Here is a 23,650-nt window from a genome sequence, read left to right as displayed (position 1 = left end):
TTTTTTACTACGGCTTTGTATTTCCTGACTTCCAAAAAAATCTTAAATGATTGATTTGATTTTTGTCATAAACTCATGTTTATTTACAACATAGGTTACTGATAAAGTATCGTGCCATCCTCTTGCATCATCATTAAGAAAAGTGAATGCCTCGATGGGAATTAAACGAACTAAAGTTCGAATTACAGTACTTTTTACCTTTGGTTTCGTACCATTATGCTTGACTACAATTGTTTTAGTAAAATATTTTCCAAATGTTCTAGACAAATACGTTTCCATAATTAAATAGTAAAAGAACAAAACTACCACTCCAAAAAGTATATTTTCAACTAGCGTTAAAGAGATAATCCACTCTGATAATTTGAAATTTCCGGTAACTTCTCCTAGAATATTTATGGCTGCGCCAATACCCATTGTCAAAACATAAACAATAAATAAATCGATAATCATGTTTAGGAACCGTTGTCCTTTAGAAGCTAATAAATCGTCGGTAATCATAAATTCTTTAGTTTCCATTTTTGTTTTTTAGTTTAGAAAAGCCTCTATTATATGATGCGACTTTCTCAAATATAGTGATTAAATATGGGATTAGTAAGAAAAGGAGTTGGTATTCTTAATGTAAATATGCTTAAAACTTAAACAATTTTATTTTTATGGATTGTAAAAAGACGCTTTCAAAAAACGAGGTTTTAAGTACTCGTTTTTTCAAATAATCGCATTTTATTTAAAATACTATAATTTTCATTTGTACTGAAAAATTCAAGTACAGCATTTCTATCTTCTAGAAAATTATCTTTACAAACCTGTTTAATGTTATCAATACACATCTTAGCTTTTGCAATACAATGCTTTTGCAAAAGATTCATCACAAGACTATCCGCAATAAACAAACGATTAAATTCTATGCAAAATGCTAAAAGGAAATCCTCGATCACACTTGCTTGTTTAGAATTAATAACTAAATCATTGGTACACGTTGAATAAAATAAACGTAAAATATTCGTGCTTACTTTTGTAGTATATTGAATTGCTTTCATAATTACATCCTTTGATGTTACAAATATATCTCAGGTTGAGCGCTTTATGTTTACACTATTTTAATAGAGATTTATGAAATTCAAATATGAGTAGGACTGTAATACTTGCTATCCAAAAAATAAAATGGATTAAGTATAACAACTCTTTTAAACTTAAATAAATTACTTCTACAGAAAACAGATATATTTGAACTGCCGATAATAGCGCAGAAGCTCCCTATTTTAAAAGCTCTCATCAGATTAACCTACTTCAATAAAAATGAAATTTAATAGTATTGTTTTCTTCCTATTAGTTTGCACAGTGCAGCAAATTAAATCACAAGCTCTTCTAATTCATAAGACAAAGCAGCCTATAATTATTGATGGTAATTTATCCGACTGGCACAGCCCTTTCTCGAAGGAATTTGTGATTCATAACTCTGGAGATAAAGCAAAGCAATCAACCGTTGCCTCTCTTTCTTGGGATAAAAACTTTTTATATATCGCTTACAAGTGTATGGATTCTGAAATTATAGGCAAAGCGAGGAAGCAAGATTCTCATCTGTTTGAAACTGATGATTTAGTGGAGATTTTTATTAGTCCAATTGCGGAAGTTAAAAGTTATATTGAAATTGGAGTAAATGCTTTCAGCAGTAATTACGATGTCCTTATTCAATGTATTAGAAGTGATTGCGCAAAACGAAAATCTAATTTATCAATTAGTATAAAAGGATTGCAAACAGCTTCTAAAATAACTGATTCTGGCTATTCCGTTGAAATTGCTATTCCTTTCTCGAGTTTAAACGAAATTACAAATGGTGATTTTAAAACTCCAAAAATTGGAACTACTTGGAAAGGAAATTTATTTCGAATTGACTACGGACAAAACAAAGAATATCAATCGTTAAAACAGTACCAAAGCAAAAAACATGGTTTTCATCAACCAGCCGAATTCGCAGAATTACAATTTGTGAAGTGATGGGATTAAAAAGAGAGAGAGAGAGAGAGAGAGAGTGTGACTATATTATTAATAGATTCTAGAAAATATTTTCCATCAATTAACTCTTTTAAAAAAAGAAGGAATTTGAATTTAATACCAATTATTGGTATCTTTGATAAAAAAATTATGGCACGAAATACTTCAATATTATTAGGAGACTATTTTGAAAATTTTATTAATGAACAAATTTCTACAGGGAAATATAGTTCAGTTAGTGAAGTGGTTAGAACTGCATTAAGAGTTTTCGAGCAGGAAGAAAACAAAACAAAATCGCTGATCCACGAACTAAAAGTTGGAGAAAAGAGTACTAAAATTAGGAATTTTGATCGTGACAAAAATCTTGAAATGCTTAAAGCTAATTTTCAAAAATAATGTCAGAATATGTAATTAGTGAAAAGGCAGTAGAAGACATTAATAACATCTGGATTTACACAGCCGAAAATTGGTCTGTTGCACAAGCAGACAGATATTATAACTTAATTTTTGACGAGATTGAATACATCGTTAATAATTTTGATATGGCTCGCGACTTTGGTAAAATTCGAAAATCGTATAAATGTTCTAAAGTAAAATCGCATTTAATTTTCTTTAAAAAAGATAAAATGAACGAAATTGAAGTCATTAGAATCTTACACGAAAGAATGGAGATTGGAAGTAGATTAACGGAATAAGTATTTCTTTTCCTATTTTATTTTACATAAAAAAGTCTACATAAAAGTAACAGTAAAGCTTTTTAGCAATTACGATTACTCACTAACTTCAACTAAATTAATTTCAATCTGGGTTCCTGTCATTAAAGTATATTCTAGTTTTACAAAACCATATTTATTGTTATAGTAAGACACCAATTTACTTTCTCCAATATTAGATTTTGCAGTAGACTCAATTTTATAACAATCTAAACTTCCAAGACTAGCTTTGATTGCTTCTTTCCCTACAATTTCATAAGTATAATCTAGAAGAAGTCTACCTTTCCATTCTCCCCATTGTTTGTTTGACCAATGATCGCCAATGCTCATCTTGTCAGTCCAAGTATATCCAACAGGTTTATTTAATTTAATATAAGGGAAGGGACAGGTTTCTAATGCATTTAAAAATCCCATTCTGGGAGGATGAATCCAAACATTTTCTTTATTTTCAACTACGCCAGTTGAACTCCAAGATTGAGGATTGGGTTCAAAATTATAGCGGATTTCAGTTTGATTTTTATTTGTCCTTTGAAACATCTTTGGTTTTATAACGGAAATTTTAATAGCATCAATTTTATTTTTGTCCAACTCGTTCGTAGTTAAACTGTCTTCTGTATTATTGACGAGAAAATATCTATTTTCATTCTTTTGAATAGAATAAGAATACATAAATGTTTTACCAATTTGATAAATAACATTATTCTTATCTACTTTGCTTTTTTCTATTTTAACTCCATCATATTGCTGTGCCATGCAAAGATTAGAAATTACTAAAGCTATTAGAAGTAGTTTGTTTATTTTCATTTGAGAAGTTTTAAAAAAGATGTAGAGTAAATTTAAATAAATTCTTTCGTTATTGCTGAAAAAGTTATAGTGCCAAAAGAAAGTCTTTTTAGGGACTTTCTTTTGGCTTTAGCTTGTTTATTTTATGAGCACTAGAGATGTCCTTTCAATGCAATCTATATTTAAAATGGCAAAACATCATTTTCTTTCTGTGCTTCGCTAACTTTATATTTGTTTAAAACATCATCTAAAAGATCCAAAATTACTTTCGGAAGATCTAAAATATTGGATTCAATATCATCTTTTAATTTTACTTCTTTAGGATTTCCGCCACTAGTCACTGCAGAAACTTCTGTGTAACCACGCAAATCAAATCTTCTAATTACCGCACCATAATTATTGTATAGTGTTTTATTTATTTTATTAGTTCTTTCCCATTCTTTTATGCTACGAAGCTCATTTTCTTCTTGCCATCCAGTCATTAATTTAACCTTGCTAGTCTCTATAATATAGCTTAAAAGTATTAATTCTTCATCCTTTAATTTCCCAGCTATAATTTCATCAACAAATTTTGGATAAATACCACTTCTTACTTCGTCTATTTTCTTTTCTATAATTTGTGGTTTAAATATTGAATCATTTTCATTTTCAATATTTTGTTTTGTTTTAACTCCATTTGGAGTTTCTAAAACACCGAATGATTCATTATTTGATTTGTCCTCTATTTCCAATAACTTTATTTGACTTAAGAAGTATTTTAATCTTTGGTTAATAATTACCGAGTTTTTTGAAATTGTAAAATTAGAACCTAACTGATGAATAAATGAAAGTAATCTATCTTCATCATTAATACGAAATCCGATTTTTCTAGGATCTAGAGCACCATTTTGAAATTCTTTGCTATTAACATCAAAATTCGACTTAAAAATAACAGCATGTTCATTTTCAACAATCCATGCAGCTCCCATTTCATTTAAACAAGCAACACTTGAATAATATTCCTTTGAGAGTAAATATAAAACAAATGGCTTTTTAATTATTTGCGATTTTAGCCAACTAAAAATATTTTGACCAATTGGAATGCCGTATGCAACGTTGCTTGTATAAACAATCTCATGCTCATTCAATCCTATTCCTCTTAACAATTCAACAAATAAATCGCCATATTCTTTATTAGCAGAAGCATGAGATATAAAAATTTTCATTTTTTTTATATTTTAAATAATTTATAAATATTAATAAGTAAGTGAACATGCCAGATTTAAAATTTTTGAAAAATTCTCAAAAAAAAAGCCATTCTCCTCACAATAAGGAGAACGGCAGTTTTCTAAAAATATAAAATCGTCGTTCTTGAAAGGTGTGAAATTAAGATCCACACATTTCGCAATCATCAGGATCAGAATTTCTGGCCATTTCGATCATCGTTCTGTATTCTTCTGAGCTCATTTCTACTTGAGCAGCAGGAACTGCAACTTGAATAGGTTTTGGTTCTTCTTGGATAGGTTCTGCTTTTTTATCGTTGTTTAATGTAAATTTAATCGCATCAACCGCAGCTTTTGTTCTCAAATAATACATTCCTGTTTTCAATCCAGATTGCCATGCATAGAAATGCATCGAAGTCAATTTAGAGTAATTTGCGTTTTGCATAAACAAGTTCAATGATTGTGATTGATCTACAAAATACCCACGTTGACGTGACATATCAATAATATCTTTCATTGACATTTCCCAAACTGTTTTGTACAATTCTTTCAGATCTTGCGGAATATTCAAATCTTGAACCGATCCGTTATTACGCATTAATTCTTGTTTCAAAGTTTCGTTCCACAAGCCACGCTCTACTAAATCATGCAATAAATGCTTATTTACCACAATAAACTCACCTGAAAGTACTCTTCGTGTATACACATTAGAAGTATACGGTTCAAATGCTTCGTTGTTACCCAAAATTTGAGAAGTTGAAGCTGTAGGCATAGGCGCCACTAATAACGAGTTACGCACACCGTGTTCCATTACTTCTTTTCTCAAAGAAGCCCAATCCCAACGACCTGATAAATCCTCATCTTTCATTCCCCACATATTGTACTGGAATTCCCCTTGAGACATTGGCGATCCTGCGAAAGTTGAATACGGACCTTCTTCTTTTGCCATTTCCATAGAAGCAGTTACAGCAGCAAAATAAAGCGTTTCAAAAATTTCTTGATTCAGCTTTTTAGCTTCGTCAGATGTAAAAGGCAAACGCAACATAATAAATGCATCTGCTAATCCTTGTACTCCAAGACCAATAGGTCTGTGGCGTTTATTAGAATTTTCTCCTTCAATTACAGGATAATAATTTCTATCAATAACTTTATTTAAGTTTCTTGTTACGCGTTTCGTCACCGTGTACAACATGTCGTGGTCGAATTTCTTACCATCTACAAACATTGGTAACGAAAGAGACGCTAGGTTACAAACCGCGATTTCATCTTTAGAAGTAAACTCCATAATCTCTGTACACAAATTCGATGAACGAATGGTACCTAGATTTTTCTGGTTTGATTTTCTATTGACTGCATCTTTATACAACATGTATGGCGTCCCAGTTTCGATTTGCGATTCTAGAATTTTCTCCCACAATTCATGTGCTTTGATGGTTTTTCTACCTTTCCCCGCTTTTTCATAATCGATGTACATTGCTTCAAATTCCTCACCATGTACATCATATAAACCAGGACATTCGTTAGGACACATCAACGTCCAGTAACTATCATCTTGCACACGCTTCATGAACAAATCAGAAGTCCACATCGCGAAGAATAAATCTCTAGCACGCATTTCTTCTTTTCCAGTATTCTTTTTCAAATCTAGGAATTCGAAAATATCAGCATGCCAAGTTTCGATGTAAATCGCAAAACTACCTTTACGTTTTCCACCACCTTGATCTACATATCTTGCCGTGTCATTAAAAACTCTCAACATAGGAACAATCCCGTTTGAAGTTCCATTAGTTCCACGAATGTAAGATCCAGTTGCACGAACGTTATGAATTGACAAACCAACTCCACCCGCTGATTGCGAGATTTTAGCGGTTTGTTTCAATGTATCGTAAATTCCGTCAATGCTATCATCTTGCATCGCTAATAGAAAGCAAGAAGACATTTGCGGTTTTGGAGTTCCTGCGTTGAACAATGTTGGTGTAGCGTGCGTGAAGAATTTTTTAGACATTAAGTCGTAGGTTTCAATCACTGAATCCAAATCATTTAAGTGAATTCCAACCGATACACGCATTAACATATGTTGCGGACGCTCTACAATTTTACCGTTTATTTTAAGCAAATACGAACGCTCTAGTGTTTTAAAACCAAAATAATCGTAGTTGAAATCTCTATTGTATATAATATGCGAATCTAAAAATTCCGCATTGTCCATAATCACTTTATGCACTTCCTCTGATAATAAAGGAGCGTCTTGACCATTTCTTGGATTTACATAATGAAACATATCGTTCATTGTTTCCGAGAAAGCCTTTTTTGTATTCGAATGCAAATTTGAAATCGCGATTCTTGCAGCTAATTGTGCATAATCAGGATGCGCAATCGTCATCGAAGCCGCAGTTTCAGCTGCTAAATTATCTAATTCCGACGTAGAAACTCCGTCATAAAGTCCTTCAATCACTCGCATGGCTACCTTTACAGCATCTACCAAATCATTCAAACCATAGCATAGCTTTTTAATTCTATCTGTGATTTTGTCAAACATTACAGGCTCTTTGCGACCGTCTCTTTTTACTACGTACATAATTTTTTTTGGTTTTTTTAAAACAACAAATCCCTTTGCTATTTTTGTTTGTTTGTAAATTGTTGCGAGGAAAGAAGCATTGTAACAGCACATCTTTTCCTCATTTTTTTTTGGAGCTGTTTCCAGCTATCCGCTGCAATCTTTATCTTTTTTTTTCAAAAAAAAGATAAAGGATTTCCACTACTATCTGGGCTAAAGCTTCAGTAGCAGGGAGAAATTCAGTCTAAAATCAAGATGTAACCTTTGGAAATGAAAATTTTAACTTTAAAAACTTTAGAAAAACACAATATTTTTCTTTGCGGCTTAGCGTCTTTGTGGCTATCGACTAAAAGTCAGCGTCAAAAGATATTTTTTGAGCATCAACATCAGTGTTCATCACACCCGATTTTTGATATTCAGCAACTTTCTTTTCAAAGAAGTTTGTTTTTCCTTGAAGTGAAATCATGTCCATAAAATCAAATGGGTTTGAAGTATTGTATTCTCTTTCACAACCTAGTTCCACTAATAATCTATCCGCAACAAACTCTAAATATTGAGTCATCAATACCGCATTCATTCCTATCAAACTCGCAGGAAGTGATTCGGTAATAAATTCTCTTTCAATATTCAAAGCGTCAACAATGATACTTCTAATTCTTTCTTTTGGAACTTTATTTACTAAGTGGTGGTTGTGTAAATGCACTGCAAAGTCACAGTGAACACCTTCATCACGAGAAATTAACTCGTTAGAGAAAGTTAATCCTGGCATTAATCCACGTTTTTTCAACCAGAAAATAGAACAAAATGCTCCTGAAAAGAAAATTCCTTCAACCGCTGCAAAAGCAATTAAACGCTCAGCAAAAGAATCCGACTCGATCCATTTTAAAGCCCAGTCTGCTTTTTTTCTAATCGCTGGAAAAACCTCTAAAGCATTAAATAAATCATCTTTCTCTGCTTCATCTTTCACGTACGTGTCAATTAATAGAGAATAGGTTTCACTATGGATGTTCTCCATCATGATTTGGAAACCATAGAAAAATTTAGCTTCGGCATATTGCACTTCATTCACGAAGTTTTCCGCTAAATTCTCATTCACAATTCCATCCGAAGCAGCAAAAAACGCAAGAATATGTTTTATAAAATACCTTTCGTCATCATTCAATTTATTATTCCAGTCATTTAAATCCTGAGATAAATCAATTTCCTCAGCAGTCCAAAAACTAGCTTCCATTGATTTATAAAACTCCCAAATATCATGATGTTTGATAGGGAAAATTACGAAACGATTTTTATTCTCTTGTAAGATTGGCTCTAGATGTGTCATTGTGAGTGTTTATTTTTTTATCCGTTTAATGAAAATTAATACTTTTTCAGCTTTACAAAGGTTGTGAAATATTGCCATAATTAAAAGCCAAACTTATCCACAATCAGCCCTAGTTTTGAACAAAGGACAGAATTACAAATATTTTTCTTATGTTTTCTAAAATACTGACTATCAAATACTTAAAATAGAGGCGCAAGTGTGAAGCACCGCAAAATATAGAATTTTGAGATTTAAAATAACACAGTAAAGTTTATTTTTATTTTTGGTTTTTCAAGTCTTGGGCAACTTGTTCTAATTCCATATACCAGTCTTCACCGAATTTACGAATTAGTGCTTCTTTTACAAACTTGTACACTGGAACTTCGAGTTCTTGACCTAATGAGCAAGCAGGATCACAAATATCCCATTTGTCATAATTAACGGCAGCAAACTCAGTGAAATCTTTTACACGTACGGGATATAAATGACAGGAAACTGGTTTTTTCCAGTCAATGATTCCCTGATTGTAGGCTTGTTCGATACCGCACAAAGCAGTTTTACCATCAAACATAACATAAGCACAATCCTTATCGTCAATTAATGGTGTTTCAAGTTCGCCATCTACACCTGTTACCCAAGTCCCTTGCGCTTCAATAGCAGCAATTCCCTCTTTGCGCAAGAATGGTTTTACTTTTGGATAAATAGATTCGAGGATTAGAGTTTCCTCAAGACTTAATGGCGCTCCAGCGTCGCCGTCTACACAGCAAGCGCCTTTACAAGCGGTCAAATTGCATACAAAATCTTTTTCGAGCAAGTCTTCTGATACGATGGTTTTTCCTAGTTGAAACATTTTGCAAAGGTATTCAAAGTTATCCAATGAAGCACCTCAGCAAATCATAAATTCCAAAACAAAAACAGAATCCATTGATAACCAAACTACATGAATTGATCATGGGATTTAATAAATGAATTTATACTTTTTATCAATTTTAATTATTGCGCAGTCATTAATCCAACTTCTATTTTTTAATCGTTCATTTTATACTTCTTTTTCAAAATTTGCACATTAACTCTAAATATTTTCAAACACTTTTATCCGTATTCTTTTTTAATTCGAAATAAATCTAAAAATGAATCTTTTAACAGCGTAAGAAAGAAATCGTTTTTAAAGCACTTTTTCCTAAATTTTTCTAGACAATTCATTTTAGATCTATGCTTATACATTTATAGCAAGTAGAAACAAAAACACTATTGCTAAAACGCACACCATCTTTTTACCTACTTTAAAACTAACAATTAAATCTACTCCTTGAACATCATATAGTTAGACGTCAACTCAAGTACAGATGATACTTAAAACGTAATAGGAAATTTCAACAGAAATTAAAAACTAACATAGCCCACAACCAAACTTAATTCAATACTTTTGCAAAAAATTAAAAGCTATGTTAGGATTAGACATCAAAGAAATTATTACTGTAGGAATGGTGCTTTTTGCCGTAATTGATATCATTGGATCTATTCCAATTATCATTGGATTAAGAGCTAAATTCGGGATTATAGAATCTGAAAAAGCATCTATAGTTTCTGCAGTAATTATGATTACTTTCCTTTTTGTAGGGGAAGAGCTTTTAAAAGTGATAGGAATTGATGTCAATTCATTTGCTGTTGCAGGTTCTTTTGTTTTATTCTTTTTAGCATTGGAAATGATTTTAGGAATCCGAATTTACAGAGATGAAGAAGCTAGTTCCGCCTCGATTGTACCTATCGCATTTCCGCTTATTGCAGGTGCAGGAACAATGACAACATTACTGTCATTGCGTTCTCAATTCCACACCGCAAATATTGTTATCGCTATTATTCTAAACATTATATTGGTATATGTGGTCCTTAAATCCTCTTCGAAAATTGAAAGAATGCTAGGAAAAAACGGACTTGGAGTCATCAGAAAGACTTTTGGAGTTGTATTGCTTGCCATAGCTGTTAAATTATTCGCTGCGAATGTTAAAGGTTTGTTTGTCTAAAATAAATTTACCTAAATTTACTCCCTAATGTTATACAATAAAACAATTTAGACTTTCTTAGAGTTCTGATTTGAGTATAAAATCAGTTATCTGTTACTTTTAAAATAATAACATATTATGAAAATTTTTATTAACATATTGGTGCTTTTAGCAATCGCTTTAATCATATTTAATGTTACTTTACTTGACTTTAGAAATCCATTTCAAGGAGATAGCGTTGTTGCTTTTATTGGAATAGCAGCTTCTTTTTGCGCAGTAATGATTTTACTGATTTTTAAAGTTTCTAAAAGAATCGAAGAGAAAACTAACGGAAAGTAATCGTTATGTTTGATGTATTAATCATTGGTGGTGGTGTTTCAGGAATGTCATGCGCTTTAGTTTTGGGATCCGCAAAAAAGAAACCCTTTGTATCTGACAAGATAATTGGCATATTCACCCATCAAAAAATATCTTCATTACAAGAAGCAATATTCAATAATGCATACGGAATTCCGGCTGGTAAATTAGGTTCTGAATTACTAGGAGAAAGCGTATCTCAACTTTCTACAAGCTATCCGCACATTTCTCAAATTCCTCAAGAAAAAGTACTTAAAATCGAAGGAGAATTTCCAGAATTTACTGTCACAACAAATAAGTCCGCTTACAAAACTAAAATAGTTGTAATAGGTATTGGCGCTGCTAACACTTTTGCAATCGAAGGTTTAATGCAGTATATCGAACCACATCAAAAATCACTTCCTGAGAAAAACAGAATTCAGTTAAGAAACAACGACCATAAAATCGCAGAAGGCATTTATGTGATGGGAACTTTAGCGGGCTGGAGAAGTCAATTAGCAATTGCAGCCGGAAGTGGAGCAGCTGTTGCAACTGACATTCTTACTTTGTGGAACAACGGTGTACAAACTCATGCTCATGATAGTATTCGATAGTTTCTATTAATATAAACAAACTTACCTTCGAATCAAAAGAATTAAACTATTCACACGTTCCGAAATTGAACTTTCCTATAATTCGACTTTTAGTGAGATAGTTATAATTTCTTCAACGTCTTCTTATTTTTAAATAAAAATCAAGATAAGTGATTAATTCTCTTAGTTAAAGACGTTCACTGACCGTCATTCCTAGATACTTACTTTTCATGGAGTAGTTAACTTGAATTTACTTCAAAACTGCTTTTATCATCGCGTCCTCCTTTAATATGATGTCGTAATAGTATGATTCTCCATAAAGTTATCTCGCAAACTCTGCGGTAAGGAAACGCTTTACAACTGCTTTGCTTTTTCCAAAATTCAAGTCCAGTCCATTGCCGAAAATGAATTTCTGGAAAGCATTGAAATATACATCCGTCGCAGTCATTTTTTCTTGAAACTGTTCGAAAGTCAATCCTTTAAACACCCTTCTATTTTTATCCAATTGTTCGAAAGCAAAATTTCCCACAATTCCTGATTGTAGCAAGTAAGCGGTCCCTTCATTTCCATGCTCTAATTCAAGTGGAACAAATACGTCCGGTACAATACCGCCTCCGCCATAGACAACTTTACCTTTTTTAGTTTTGAATTTTATATTATCTTCAACTTTAATACTGTCTTTTTCATAGAGTTCGCCGTTAGTAAAACGAGAATCTGTTTCTTTAAAATAAGCTTCATTCCCTTTAGTGTACGGTTTTTGAATCGAACGGCCAGTTGGCGTGTAATATCTCGCAATAGTCAATCGCACGGCTGAACCATCTGCAAAATCCATTTCGCGTTGTACTAATCCTTTTCCAAAAGAGCGACGACCGACAATAGTTCCCCGATCATTATCTTGAATTGCTCCCGCTAAAATTTCACTAGCCGAAGCGCTGTTCTCATTCAGTAAAACAAACACATTGCCTTTTTCAAAACTACCTTTTTCAGTAGCAAATGTTTTATCTACATTGCCGTTTTTATTTTTAGTAAAAACGATTAATTGCTTGTTTGGTAATAATTCATCAGCAATAGCAATTGCTTCCTCCATGTAGCCACCGCCATTATCACGAACATCAATCACAAGTGATTTTGCACCCTCTTTTTTCAATTTTATTAAACCTTCCATAAACTCCTTATAGGTAGTTTCGGCAAATCGATTAATTTTTATATAACCCGTGTTTTGGTCTAAAAGCAATGCAACATCGACACTCTTTATAGGAATGACATCTCTTCTAATTTTAATTTTTAATTTTTTATCCTCAGATTTTCTATAAATAGTAAGTTCGATATCTGAACCAATTGTTCCTTTCAACTTAGAAAATAAGCTGTCGCTGGGTAATTTTCGTCCGAATAATTTAGTTTTATCTGCATATAAGATTCGGTCACCAGACTCGATTCCTGCTTTCGCCGAAGGGCCGTTAGCAACTGGTTTTATAACCGCAACAGAATCTTTATACATGTAAAAATTAACTCCAATCCCAACAAAATTCCCCTTCATGCTTTCTGCAATTTGAAGTTGTTCACTAGCAGGCATGTAAACAGAATGTGGATCTAGCTTTGCAAGAATATTATCAACAGTTAAATTTACAATAGAATCTGTGTTGACATTATCAACGTATTCCTTGTCAATAAAATCGATAAGCTTATTGAGTTTACTCTTAGAATTGTTTTTTACTAAGTATTCTGACGTGTTTGGGAAATTCAACATACCACCTAACACAACCCCCAAAGCGAGTGCTGAAAATAAAAGAATAGGGAAGTATTTATTGTTCAATTTCATTTAAAGATTTAATTTTTTCATACTGTACGAATAAAAGTTTGTTTAAAAATTCAAAACTCACGATTGCTTTTATTCCTCTAATACAGGAATATGCTCTACTTCTACTCCCGCTTTGATCAAGAATTGAATTCCTGAATCATCTCGATATCCATTATGATACACCACTCTTTTTATACCAGATTGATGAATCAGTTTACTACATTCTTTGCAAGGCGAAAGTGTGATATATAAAGTAGCTCCTTCACATGACTGTGTTGATTTTGCCACTTTTAATATTGCATTAGCTTCTGCATGCAAGACATCCCAACGCGTTAAACCTTCTTCATCCTCACAACAGTTTTCGAAACCAGAGGGAGTTCCATTATAACCATCTGATATTATCATTCGATCACGAACAATAATCGCACCTACTTGCTTGCGCTTACAATACGATAACAGACTCCATTCTTTAGCAATTCGAAGATATGCTTTATCGTATTTATTTAATTTTTTTTTGCTCATTTTTATTTATTCCAAATTTCACTTTCTATAATCATTGGCACCACAATCCCGATAACAAAAGCTGACATGACTAACGTCCAGTCTCTCTTAGAAAATCTAAAGATGGTTTGTACAATATAAGATAGTACTAATACAACAAAAACAACTACAATCTGAGCTGCTTCGATGCCTAATGCAAATTCACTTAAAGGTAATACTTTCGAACTTGCAGTCCCTCCTAAAATTGACTTAAAATAATTTGAAAATCCTAAGCCGTGAATGATCCCAAAGAAAAGTGTAATAAAAAAAACTAGATTTATATTTTCTTTTTTACTGGATTTCCCTGCAGTAAAAAGATTAAATAACGCCGTTAACAAAATCGTTATTGGAATTAGAAATTCTACAACATCAACTTTAATAGTCACAATCCCAAAAACCGAAAGCATCAAAGCCATTGTATGACCAATTGTGAACAGCGTAACTAGCAAAATCACTCGTTTCCAATCGTTAAAAGAAAATGGTACAGCAAGCGCAATTAGAAATAAAACGTGATCATAGGCATTTATATCTAACACATGTTTTAAACCTATTTGAAAGTAAATCCAAAATTCTGACATTAGTATTTTATTAAGTTGATAAAGGGATGTAAACTTACGATTAATTTTGAAAAAGAATGATTTGATTATCTAAATTAGTACGATTCAAATGGGAAGATATTGCTAGTAAAAAATTTAAAAATTTAAAATCAATAAATTTAAAAATAGATTTATCTTTGTCAGTTAAAAAACAAAAACTATGTCATTTTCAGATTTATTTGATAGCGGATTTAAAATAAGAAATAAAGGTCATTTTTCAGCTATTGTTCGTGTGGCACTTACTGATGGAAAAGTTTCTCCAGAAGAAAAAGCATTTTTAGACAAACTAGCAATAAAATTAGAAATTTCTTCTGCAGAATATGTAGAGATTTTAGAAAATCCTTTAAATTATCCAATCAATGCACCTTATTCACACGAGCAAAGATTAGAGCGTTTATATGATTTAGTGCGTATGGTTCATGTTGACCATCACTTAGGAGACAAACAAGAATTTCTACTTAGAAAAATTTGTGTTGCATTAGGCTTTAACATTGATAATGTTGACTACATCGTAAACAAATCATTGAAATTAGCTGATAAAGAAGTTGATTTAGAGACTTTTTTATTCGAAATGCAAAACATGAATAAATAAAAATATTTTAAATAGTAGCGCTATAAAACGTTGCTTATTAAAACTTTCAATTATAGCGATTACACAAAATCGATTTTTGTGTAATCGCTATTTTTTTTATTCTATAGTCTATAAATCATGTTGCTATTCTCTATTAGTGTGATATAAAAAAAGCCATCCTTTACAGACAGCTTTTTAATCGATCACATCAATCTTAATTTTTAAAAAGTTTAAAAACCTTTTGCTCTTTATTTTGACCGTTAACCTTTATAAGGTAGAGTCCATTTTCTAAATTATTTACTGAAAATTGAAATCCTACTTCTTGATTTTTATCGAAACTGCTTACTAACTTTCCGCTTATCGAATAAATTTCGACTTTAGAAGTTGCTATGTCTAGCTTAAAATAATCGGAAGCTGGATTTGGATACAGCTGAATATTACTTATATCTTCATAATTAGCAATGGCTAGAGCGGCTACCTTATTTCCATAGATTCTAAATCCACCCGCTTCGATAGTCATTGGATTTGAAACATCAGTAATTAGTATTGGTGAATTATCCATCAAATTATACCAAGTGCCTGAATATGGAAAACCTGTTGGCACTGATGCAGTATTGACACTAAAATTAGCGAACACTAAAACATCCTTAAGCTGTGAATTGCTTAATGCCGGATTTGATATTTTTATTGTTTGCAATAAAGAAGATCCACTTGTCATTGTCTCTGCTCCTAAAAAAACGGGTTCCGTTGTTTTCATAGTGATCATCTTTGACCAATCCGTATAAATTTTATTTCTACTATTATTTCCGAGCCAATTACTCGTCCATTGCGGCTGCGGTTTAGTTGCTAATTTACAATCTCCGGCTGCTGCATCAGTAGTAGTATTTACACTTCCATCTGAACAAGAAAAAATAGAAGAATCCCAACCAAGTTCTCCAAATTGCCAAATCATTTTTGGTCCTGGAACCAATAAAGAAACGGCTCCAATAGCTGACATTCGAGACAACGAAACCTCTAGATTTTTTACATCATGTGCGGTGTTGTTACTATTACCAAATTGGATATTTTTATAAACCAATCGCTCTTCATCATGGCTTTCTGCATAACCTATCAGTCTTTTAGCTGTAAATCCGCGGCTTGCACTTGTCATTCCTGATATATTTGCAGGATAACCCATAGACAACTCGTTGTACGAATCGGTCATTTTTCCCCACATCATTATTCCTTTACTTGGTGTTTCTTCGATTTTATAATTTGCCCATTGCTTTTCTTCGTCATTATTGCCTAAATGTTCAAAAATAACGTAATGATTAGGGTCCAAACTCCAAGAATAGTCAGCATATTGCTTCAAGACATCCACCCGATCTTGTTGATAACCATTGGTACAATTTTCATCACTTGCCTCACAATTTTGAGTAAATCCTTTAGTCAAATCCCAGCGGAAACCATCGATTTTATACTCTTGAATCCAATGTTGAATGACTCTTTTTACATAATTTTGAGTAAGAGGTGATTGATGATTAAAATCTTCTCCTACACTATAACTGTGTTTAGCAGTCGTATTAAAATAGGGGTTTTCAACAGATGGTGCTCCCCATCCATCACCATCAGCATCGTTCATCCACATTCTCACCATGGGATTTCGTCCAAAAGCATGATTCAACGCTACATCAAGAATTACTGCAATTCCGTTTTGATGGCAAACATCAACAAGTTCTTTAAACTTACTTGAAGTACCGTAGAACTTGTCTAAAGCCAAATGAAAGGAAGTATTGTAACCCCAACTGTCATTATTTTCAAATTCCATTACTGGCATTAATTCAATCGCATTTATTTTTAGATTTTTGAAATAATCGATGCGATCAATAATGCTTTGATAACTTCTGGCAGCATCAAAATCCCTGACTAAAAGTTCATAAACTACTAAGTTTTCTTTTTCTGGCTTGACAAAATTAGTAGTAGCAGAACTCCACGCATAAGGAACTTGTCCAGTTTGTAATACGGTCACTTCTCTTTCTTGTCCAACGGGATATAAAGGAAGATTAGGATAAGAAGTCGCAGAAATCCCTGAGTCATCAAATGGTGATAAAACCAATGTAGAATATGGATCAGCTGTTTTTACTACAGACGGTGAATTAGCAAAAGGCGATGCGTCAACAACCCAATATTGATAAGTGTAATTTAACCCAGAGGTAAGCCCACTTAACTCCAACCAGAACTTCCCTGAAATTGGATCCTTTTTCATAGCATAATTAGCACCTGGCAACCATGAATTAAAACTTCCTGCTACATAAACAAAATCTTTTAGTGGAGCTTCTAGTACTAAAGTAGCTTTAGCAGCGTCACTAGCATTATAATTAATTCCATCCACTAAACCGGCAGGTAAGGCAGCTGACTCTGGCACCGAATTAACAATTACAGAGAATTTCTTAATTGTAGTCGTTGCTGCTTGTGTAATTTCCAATTCATAATTTTGATTAGAAGTGATGTTTGTTGGAGTAAAAATATAAATTGCAGTTGCAGCATTTGAGTTAATTGTGCTGCCATTTGATTTCAAATTATAATTTGCGTTTCCACCAGTATTAGTCGCAGCGATAGTAATGCTAGCGCCAGAATTAATTAGCACAATACTTTTTTCCAAAGGTGAGCTTAAAGTAACTTGGAACGTTCCAACCTCAACTAAATTATCTTGCGATTTTTTGTCGTTAGTACCGTCTTTTGCCTTAATCAGAAATCCTATTCTACCAATTCCGCTTCTATTGTAAAAAGTTGAAGGAGTAAAAGTTTTAGTATAAGTGTCTGAAATCGAATTGTAAACAAATTTATTTGCCTCGTTTGAAAAAGTCCAATTACCATTTGTTGGGCAATCTAGTATATTCATATCATTAGTATCAAAAGACCATGTCCATAGATACAATGAGTTGTCTATAATTCCCCACGCTGCTTCATTAACATCGGCACCATTTACGGTAATCGTAATAGAAGTACTTTCCTCAAAAGGATTTGGATTGACTGAACTAGGAATATTTTGTTGCTGAGCAGTAAGTAATATTGAGTAGAAAAATAATAGTAAGAGTAGTTTTTTTTTCATGATTAGATTTTATTTAATTTCAGAAATAAAAAAGGCTACTTATTACAGTAGCCTTTTCAATATTTTAGAAAGAATTAATTTAAGGTAATCGTCTTTGCAGCACCATCGATTTTTAAAACTCTCATTCCTGTTGGTCCAGTGTATTTAAAATTACTGTCTCCATCATTAGAATTCACTAATTCAGGTGTGATTGTGTAACCAGCATTTGCATAAAATGGATAGTTACGACTTGCATCCCAGTTTCCATCGCTAGTAAAGTTATTTCCTAAGAATATTCTAAAAGCTTCGCCACCATTAAGAATTAATGATACTTGGTACACATTAGTTTTTCCAACAATCAAAGGTAATTCAGTTTCAGCATCGTTATTCCAAGACCATCCTCCTGGAGTAGCTGCACCAACAAGCCATAATGAACTCGCAAGCGGTGTGCGGTAAGGAGTAACTTTGATTGTAAAAGAATTAGAAAATTGTCCAACGCTTCCTGTAGCGCCAACGGATGATTTCACACGAATGTCAACTAAGTTCTCTTGCTTTTCGATAAATCCACCATTAATTAAAGCAGCGTTTAATTCAGCCACCGTAATACTTTTAAAACGGCTAGTAGTTGTAGTAACTAAAGTAGGAGTTGCAAAATTTGTTCCTGGCTTAGCAACCTCGATACTATAATTTACAACCGTTGCACTTCCAGTGTATGCAGCGTCATCCCAAATCATTGTTGTAGCAATGTCTTTTTCTGTAGCTTTTGAAAGTACAATATTAAAATCTCCTTTTGGAGTTAATAATACCGGTGCTGTTGCAGCCGTTACTGCCTCTCTGTTTGTATCTTGAATATCATCTGTACAAGAAAACGCAACTATGCTTAAAAAAGCAATTAATATTTTATTAATATTTTTCATTTTTAAAATTATTTAATTAAACAATTATTTAATATCCAGTGTTTTGAGTTAAATTAGGGTTAGAAGATATCGCAGATGTTGGAAGTGGAAAAACATTTAAAGTAGATCCAAAAGATGTTCCATTAGCAATATTACCTTTCCAAGCCCAGTTGTAATTTCCTCCGCCATATTTATTAAAACGAATTAGATCTTGTCTTCTGTGACCTTCCCAGTGCAATTCTCTCGCTCTTTCGTCAATCATGAAATCTAATGTCACTTGAACCTTAGGCACATTTGCAACAGCAGAACCGTTATTAGCTCTCGAGCGCAATGCATTGATATACGTTAAAGATTGGGCTGAAGCCAAAGCTAAAGTACTACCGTTAGTAGCTCCATCTTTTCTCATTTGTGCCTCAGCATACATCAGGTAAGCATCTGCCAAACGAAATAATGGAAAATCAGTATCAACAAATGTAGAGTTCACTCCCGCAACTCCCGTTGTGCTTTTATTTGAAAATTTAGCTAAAATATATCCTTGGCTACCATTTGATAATTCTGTAATATCAATAGGTCTTGCACCCGCTAAATATGTTTTTCTAGCATCAGTGTCAAATTGAGATCCATCAAACTTTTCAACTATTTGTTTTCTAAGTCTTAATGCTCCACCAAAGCCTCCTACTCCAAAATCAGCTCCATTTGATTCTACTCCACCTACTTGACCATTTATGATCACTGTTGTTGCGCCGTAGTTTTGAGTTTTAACACCATCAGATTGTAATGTAAAAATTAACTCAGAAGAATTGTTATTATCTGCTTTGAAATTATCTAAATAATTAGTTTTCAACGTGTAACCACCAGCAATAACCTCTGAACATTTTACCATACACTCCGCATATTTAGGAGTTCCAATATATACTTGAGCATTTAAGTACATTTTAGCTAAAATCATTTGAGCCATTGCTTTATCTAAACGGCCGTACTCATTTGTCCTTGCTGCTTTCAAATTCGGAATAACTTCGTTTAATTCTGTTTCTATGAACGTAAACAATTGCTGTCTGTCATATTCTGGTCCTTTAAAGTTTAATGGATCAGTTTCCTTGATAAACGGTGCTTTCCCAAAAAGATCCATCATGTTGTAATAAGCAAACGCTCTTAAAACACGCACTTCATTTCTATAAAAAGCAATTTCAGTAGCATCTGCAGCACTAATTGCTCTTGAACTTAATAATTCTGGAGTTGACTGTCTTAAAAAATCATTCGCAATAGCGACTTCCGCCATAGTTCTACTGAACATTCCAAGCAAAATAGGGTTAGATGAAGTCCAAGTGTTTCTTTGTAATTCCGCCACTCCTTCATCATTTTCATACGTCCACACTGCTTCATCAGTAGTTAATGTCTGCAGATACCACATACATCTTCCAAACTGACTTGTACCCGCATCAATTCCTTGTAAGAATGAAGATCCAGCGTCACCAGTTCCTGTTAAGCTAAGATTACCATAAACGCCAGCTAATGCTTGTTTGTACCCTAAAGGTGTAGAAAACAATTCGTTTGGAGTCAACACTCTAGGATCTTCTGCAACTACATCTAAATCGTTTGTACACGACTGAAAAACCGTGGCAGCAATAAATATGTAAATAAGATTTATCTTTTTCATTTTATAAGTATTAAAATTTAACATTTACCCCACCTAAAATAGAACGCTGTCTAGGATAAATGGTGTTATCAACTCCATTGTTTGCAATTTCTGGATCTAAACCAGAGTAATCTGAAATCACAAATACATTTTGCATTCCTGCAAATAATCGAAGTGAAGCTTTTCCTTCTAACCATTTAGGAAAAGTATATCCTAATGTAATATTGTCCATTCTTAAGAAAGAAGCATTTTCAACAAACATATCAGATAGTACAACATTAGAGGTAGCGTTAAAGTTAGTTTCTAAAACTGATGTTGGAATGTTTCCAACAGTTCCTCCTGTAGTCAAGAAATTATACTGTGCTCTACTTGCATCTACTGCATTAAACACACGATTACCAACACTTGCTCTTAAATTGAAAGAGAAGTCAAGATTTTTATGATTTAATGTCGAAGCTAATCCAAATGTTGCTTTAGGATCTGGATTTCTATATACATACTTATCGCTAGAGTTAATCACACGATCATCATTTAAATCAGCATATCCATTCTCGATTGGTTTTCCGCTTACATCATATAATTGTTTGTATAGTAGAAAAGAATTTGGTGCAAAACCTACTTTGTGAACTTGACCTTGTGTTCCAGTTCCCGCTAGATTATCTCCAACTCTAATAAAATCAGAATTCAATTCGGTTATCTTACGATCAAAAGCAGTTACGTTAAAGTTTAAATTCCAATTTAAATTATCATTTCTAACAACATCAGTGCTCAATGAAAACTCTATTCCTTTTGTTGTAAAACTACCTATGTTTTGCCATGATCTATTAGAGAAATTACTTCCATCAGCAGTAGCTACATCAGCTAATAAATCTTTTGAATCTTTGTAAAAAACTTCTAAACTTCCACTAATTCTATTGTCATACAATCCAAAATCTAAACCAGCATTATAAGTCGTTGTTTCTTCCCATTTCAAGTTTGAACTTTGTCTCGCCGAAACTGCAATAGGTAAAGCAACTGTTCCAAAAAAGTATTGAGAACTTCCGCTACCTAGATTGTACTGCTGTAAGTAATCATTATTATTACCTACATCTTGTTGTCCAGTAATACCGTAACCAAGTCTTAGTTTTAAATCTGAAATTGTTGCATTATCAGCAAAGAAATCTTCTTTAATTTTCCAAGCAAAAGCTGCTGCAGGGAAATTTGCATATCTATTTTGTTTGTTGAATTTTGAAGATCCATCTCTTCTTAAAGACATAGTCAATATATACTTGTCGTTAAAAGTCAAATTTGTTCTTCCAAAAAACCCAATATTTACTCTGTCAATATCAATATTTGTCTGAGGAAATCCAGTCAAACCTGTTGGTAAATTTGGATCGTTTGTATTACCTGTATTAAAATTATAAGAATCCCATTTTTGATACGAATAACCAACAGTTGCATCTACTACTAATTGATCAAATGTTTTATTGTAGGCTAAATAAGCATCTAGCAATTTATTTTTTCTTAAACTTCTAGAAAACTCATTGGTACCAAAAGGAATATCATTGTTACTTCCAGAGCTAGCTGCAAAATTAGAAGCTACTTTTGAACGTTCACCGTCTGCTTGATCAAATCCAGCATTAACAACTGCTCTCAATTCAGGGAAGAAATGAAATTTATAGTCTAGTTCGAAATTTCCAAAAAAGCGATTGTTCTTACCATTGTCAAATGTTTGCAACAGCTGAGCTACTGGATTTCTTGGAGTCTGTGGTGTTAGTTTTTTAGTTCCTTGATTGTAGTATTCGAAAAAACCACCATAAATTGAACCAGCTTGATAAACTGGTTGAGTAGGATCAAATCTAAGTGCATTACCTTCCACTCCATCAGCAAATCTATTTCTCTCATTCGAGTAATTTGCATTTAATTTTACTTTCAAATGATCTTTTAAAAACGAAGGATTCATTGCTAAACCTACCGTTGTTCTATTGAATGCATTTGTTAATCGTAAACCTTCTTGATATGTATTACCAACAGTCAAACGAGAAGGAATTGCATTGAACAAACTACCTCTTATCGAAATGTTATTATCTACATAATCTGTTTTTCTGTAAATTTCTTTTTGCCAATCTGTGTTTGCTGTACCTAATTTTGAAACGTCATCTGGTCGTTTATCAGCAATTATAGATCTAAAACCTGTTGCATCAAATACATTTACTGTTTTTACAATTTTACCACTTCCGTATTGAAAGTTATAATCCACAGCAAGCGTTTTACCCCCTTTTTTTGTAGTTATAATAATCACACCGTTAGAGGCGCGCGAACCGTAAATGGCAGTTGCGGAAGCATCTTTTAAAACAGTCATCGACTCAATAACACTTGGATTTAACGATGCTAAAACTGAGGTAGAACCAGTTCCCGTAGTATTCTCGATAGGTAAACCATCAATTACAATTAACGGATCGTTACTAGCAAACAAAGACGAACCTCCACGAATTCTAATTTGAGATCCAGAACCTGGAGCACCGCTTGTATTTACAGTTACACCAGCAACTCTACCATTTAATAAGTTTTCAGCAGTTACGTTTGCGCCTTTATTAAAATCTTTTGTGGTCAATACTGTTACCGCTCCTGTAGCGTCTTTTTTCTTAACAGTACCGTAACCCACTTGGATGACAACCTCTTTCAATTGATTTGCATCTTCTGAAAGACTTACGTTTACTGCACCTTGACCATTATACGTTTCCACAACATTAGTATAACCAATGTACGAGAAAACAATTTTATCTCCATTTTTTATATTCCCAAGCTGATATTTTCCATCAAAATCAGTAGAGACACCTGTAGTGCTGCCTTGCACATTTACGTTTACTTCAGGAATAGGCTGTCCTGATACTTTGTCTAAAACTCTTCCGCTTACAACAGACTGAGCGATAGCGCTAAAAGGGAGCAGTAGGAGTAAAATTAACAACTTTTTATAAATTGTTTTCATACTTTTTGTTTAAGTTATTTAAATTTAATTTAACATTTACAGCTTAACTTTTACTTCGAATGTTAAATTTATGTAAATTTTGTATCATTCGAC

Annotated in this window: 20 protein-coding genes and 1 pseudogene; 7 read left to right on the top strand and 14 right to left on the bottom strand. The window is 33.0% G+C overall.

All coding sequences use genetic code 11. From position 1 onward, the window contains the following. Positions 1-42 precede the first annotated feature (42 nt). Together BC961_RS00465 and BC961_RS00460 are read right to left on the bottom strand one after the other, a co-directional pair. A complete protein-coding gene (locus BC961_RS00465; RefSeq protein WP_121923900.1) occupies positions 43-516 on the bottom strand; it encodes an RDD family protein in 474 nt (157 codons plus the stop codon). Between the two features lie 173 nt (positions 517-689). Next, a complete protein-coding gene (locus BC961_RS00460; protein WP_121923899.1) occupies positions 690-1,037 on the bottom strand; it encodes a hypothetical protein in 348 nt (115 codons plus the stop codon). A gap of 259 nt (positions 1,038-1,296) precedes the next feature. Between BC961_RS00460 and BC961_RS00455 the strand changes: the two genes are divergently transcribed. From BC961_RS00455 to BC961_RS00445, 3 genes are all read left to right on the top strand, one after another. Next, positions 1,297-1,995: a carbohydrate-binding family 9-like protein gene (locus BC961_RS00455; protein ID WP_121923898.1), complete on the top strand. Its 699-nt coding sequence runs from the start codon at positions 1,297-1,299 to the stop codon at positions 1,993-1,995. A 147-nt stretch (positions 1,996-2,142) separates the two neighbouring features. Beyond that, on the top strand, positions 2,143-2,388 hold the full coding sequence (locus BC961_RS00450; RefSeq protein WP_121924490.1) for a type II toxin-antitoxin system ParD family antitoxin: 246 nt from the start codon (positions 2,143-2,145) through the stop codon (positions 2,386-2,388). Next, a complete protein-coding gene (locus BC961_RS00445; protein WP_121923897.1) occupies positions 2,388-2,687 on the top strand; it encodes a type II toxin-antitoxin system RelE/ParE family toxin in 300 nt (99 codons plus the stop codon). Before BC961_RS00450 ends, BC961_RS00445 begins: the two co-directional genes overlap by 1 nt. Positions 2,688-2,762: 75 nt before the next feature. Here the strand turns inward: BC961_RS00445 and BC961_RS00440 are convergent, their stop codons facing one another. The 5 genes from BC961_RS00440 to BC961_RS00420 all read right to left on the bottom strand — a co-directional run bounded on the left by BC961_RS00440 (position 2,763) and on the right by BC961_RS00420 (position 9,400). Next, on the bottom strand, positions 2,763-3,509 hold the full coding sequence (locus BC961_RS00440; protein WP_121923896.1) for a hypothetical protein: 747 nt from the start codon (positions 3,507-3,509) through the stop codon (positions 2,763-2,765). A gap of 161 nt (positions 3,510-3,670) precedes the next feature. Further along, positions 3,671-4,693 (bottom strand): toll/interleukin-1 receptor domain-containing protein, encoded by a 1,023-nt coding sequence (locus BC961_RS00435; RefSeq protein WP_121923895.1) that lies wholly within the window; start codon positions 4,691-4,693, stop codon positions 3,671-3,673. Positions 4,694-4,853: 160 nt separating this feature from the next. Beyond that, positions 4,854-7,268: a ribonucleoside-diphosphate reductase subunit alpha gene (locus tag BC961_RS00430; protein ID WP_121924489.1), complete on the bottom strand. Its 2,415-nt coding sequence runs from the start codon at positions 7,266-7,268 to the stop codon at positions 4,854-4,856. Positions 7,269-7,593: 325 nt separating this feature from the next. Next, a complete protein-coding gene (locus tag BC961_RS00425) occupies positions 7,594-8,571 on the bottom strand; it encodes a ribonucleotide-diphosphate reductase subunit beta (protein WP_121923894.1) in 978 nt (325 codons plus the stop codon). Positions 8,572-8,827: 256 nt separating this feature from the next. Then, positions 8,828-9,400, bottom strand: a complete 573-nt coding sequence (locus BC961_RS00420) for a DUF3109 family protein (protein ID WP_121923893.1) — start codon at positions 9,398-9,400, stop codon at positions 8,828-8,830. A 595-nt stretch (positions 9,401-9,995) separates the two neighbouring features. Here BC961_RS00420 and BC961_RS00415 point away from each other — a divergent pair. The 3 genes from BC961_RS00415 to BC961_RS00405 all read left to right on the top strand — a co-directional run bounded on the left by BC961_RS00415 (position 9,996) and on the right by BC961_RS00405 (position 11,503). Continuing rightward, on the top strand, positions 9,996-10,574 hold the full coding sequence (locus BC961_RS00415) for a MarC family protein (RefSeq protein WP_121923892.1): 579 nt from the start codon (positions 9,996-9,998) through the stop codon (positions 10,572-10,574). 117 nt (positions 10,575-10,691) lie between these two features. Further along, the gene (locus BC961_RS00410) at positions 10,692-10,892 is read left to right on the top strand and encodes a hypothetical protein (protein ID WP_121923891.1); all 201 of its coding nucleotides are present in this window, start codon (positions 10,692-10,694) and stop codon (positions 10,890-10,892) included. 5 nt (positions 10,893-10,897) lie between these two features. Beyond that, complete coding sequence (locus tag BC961_RS00405) at positions 10,898-11,503, top strand: FAD-dependent oxidoreductase (RefSeq protein WP_121923890.1); 606 nt, start codon at positions 10,898-10,900, stop codon at positions 11,501-11,503. A 229-nt stretch (positions 11,504-11,732) separates the two neighbouring features. On the opposite strand, the pseudogene BC961_RS00400 reads toward BC961_RS00405, so the two are convergent. The 3 genes and pseudogenes from BC961_RS00400 to BC961_RS00390 all read right to left on the bottom strand — a co-directional run bounded on the left by BC961_RS00400 (position 11,733) and on the right by BC961_RS00390 (position 14,398). Further along, positions 11,733-13,301, bottom strand: a pseudogene (locus tag BC961_RS00400) (S41 family peptidase). Positions 13,302-13,370: 69 nt separating this feature from the next. After that, positions 13,371-13,802 (bottom strand): deoxycytidylate deaminase, encoded by a 432-nt coding sequence (locus tag BC961_RS00395; protein WP_121923889.1) that lies wholly within the window; start codon positions 13,800-13,802, stop codon positions 13,371-13,373. 2 nt (positions 13,803-13,804) lie between these two features. Beyond that, a complete protein-coding gene (locus BC961_RS00390) occupies positions 13,805-14,398 on the bottom strand; it encodes a HupE/UreJ family protein (RefSeq protein WP_121923888.1) in 594 nt (197 codons plus the stop codon). Between the two features lie 178 nt (positions 14,399-14,576). On the opposite strand from BC961_RS00390, the gene BC961_RS00385 reads away from it, so the two are divergent. Further along, positions 14,577-15,008: a tellurite resistance TerB family protein gene (locus tag BC961_RS00385; protein ID WP_121923887.1), complete on the top strand. Its 432-nt coding sequence runs from the start codon at positions 14,577-14,579 to the stop codon at positions 15,006-15,008. Between the two features lie 193 nt (positions 15,009-15,201). On the opposite strand, the gene BC961_RS00380 is transcribed toward BC961_RS00385, so the two are convergent. The 4 genes from BC961_RS00380 to BC961_RS00365 all read right to left on the bottom strand — a co-directional run bounded on the left by BC961_RS00380 (position 15,202) and on the right by BC961_RS00365 (position 23,557). Further along, complete coding sequence (locus BC961_RS00380; RefSeq protein WP_121923886.1) at positions 15,202-18,078, bottom strand: alpha-amylase family glycosyl hydrolase; 2,877 nt, start codon at positions 18,076-18,078, stop codon at positions 15,202-15,204. Between the two features lie 74 nt (positions 18,079-18,152). Continuing rightward, on the bottom strand, positions 18,153-18,974 hold the full coding sequence (locus BC961_RS00375; protein WP_121923885.1) for a SusE domain-containing protein: 822 nt from the start codon (positions 18,972-18,974) through the stop codon (positions 18,153-18,155). A gap of 28 nt (positions 18,975-19,002) precedes the next feature. Further along, positions 19,003-20,610: a RagB/SusD family nutrient uptake outer membrane protein gene (locus BC961_RS00370; protein ID WP_121924488.1), complete on the bottom strand. Its 1,608-nt coding sequence runs from the start codon at positions 20,608-20,610 to the stop codon at positions 19,003-19,005. A gap of 10 nt (positions 20,611-20,620) precedes the next feature. Beyond that, positions 20,621-23,557: a SusC/RagA family TonB-linked outer membrane protein gene (locus BC961_RS00365; RefSeq protein ID WP_121923884.1), complete on the bottom strand. Its 2,937-nt coding sequence runs from the start codon at positions 23,555-23,557 to the stop codon at positions 20,621-20,623. Positions 23,558-23,650: the final 93 nt, after the last annotated feature.

Source organism: Flavobacterium weaverense, from assembly GCF_003688495.1.
GTDB classification, from domain to species: domain Bacteria; phylum Bacteroidota; class Bacteroidia; order Flavobacteriales; family Flavobacteriaceae; genus Flavobacterium; species Flavobacterium weaverense.
Note: the sequence above shows the minus strand (reverse complement) of the source record. Positions and strands in the feature narration are given on the sequence as shown.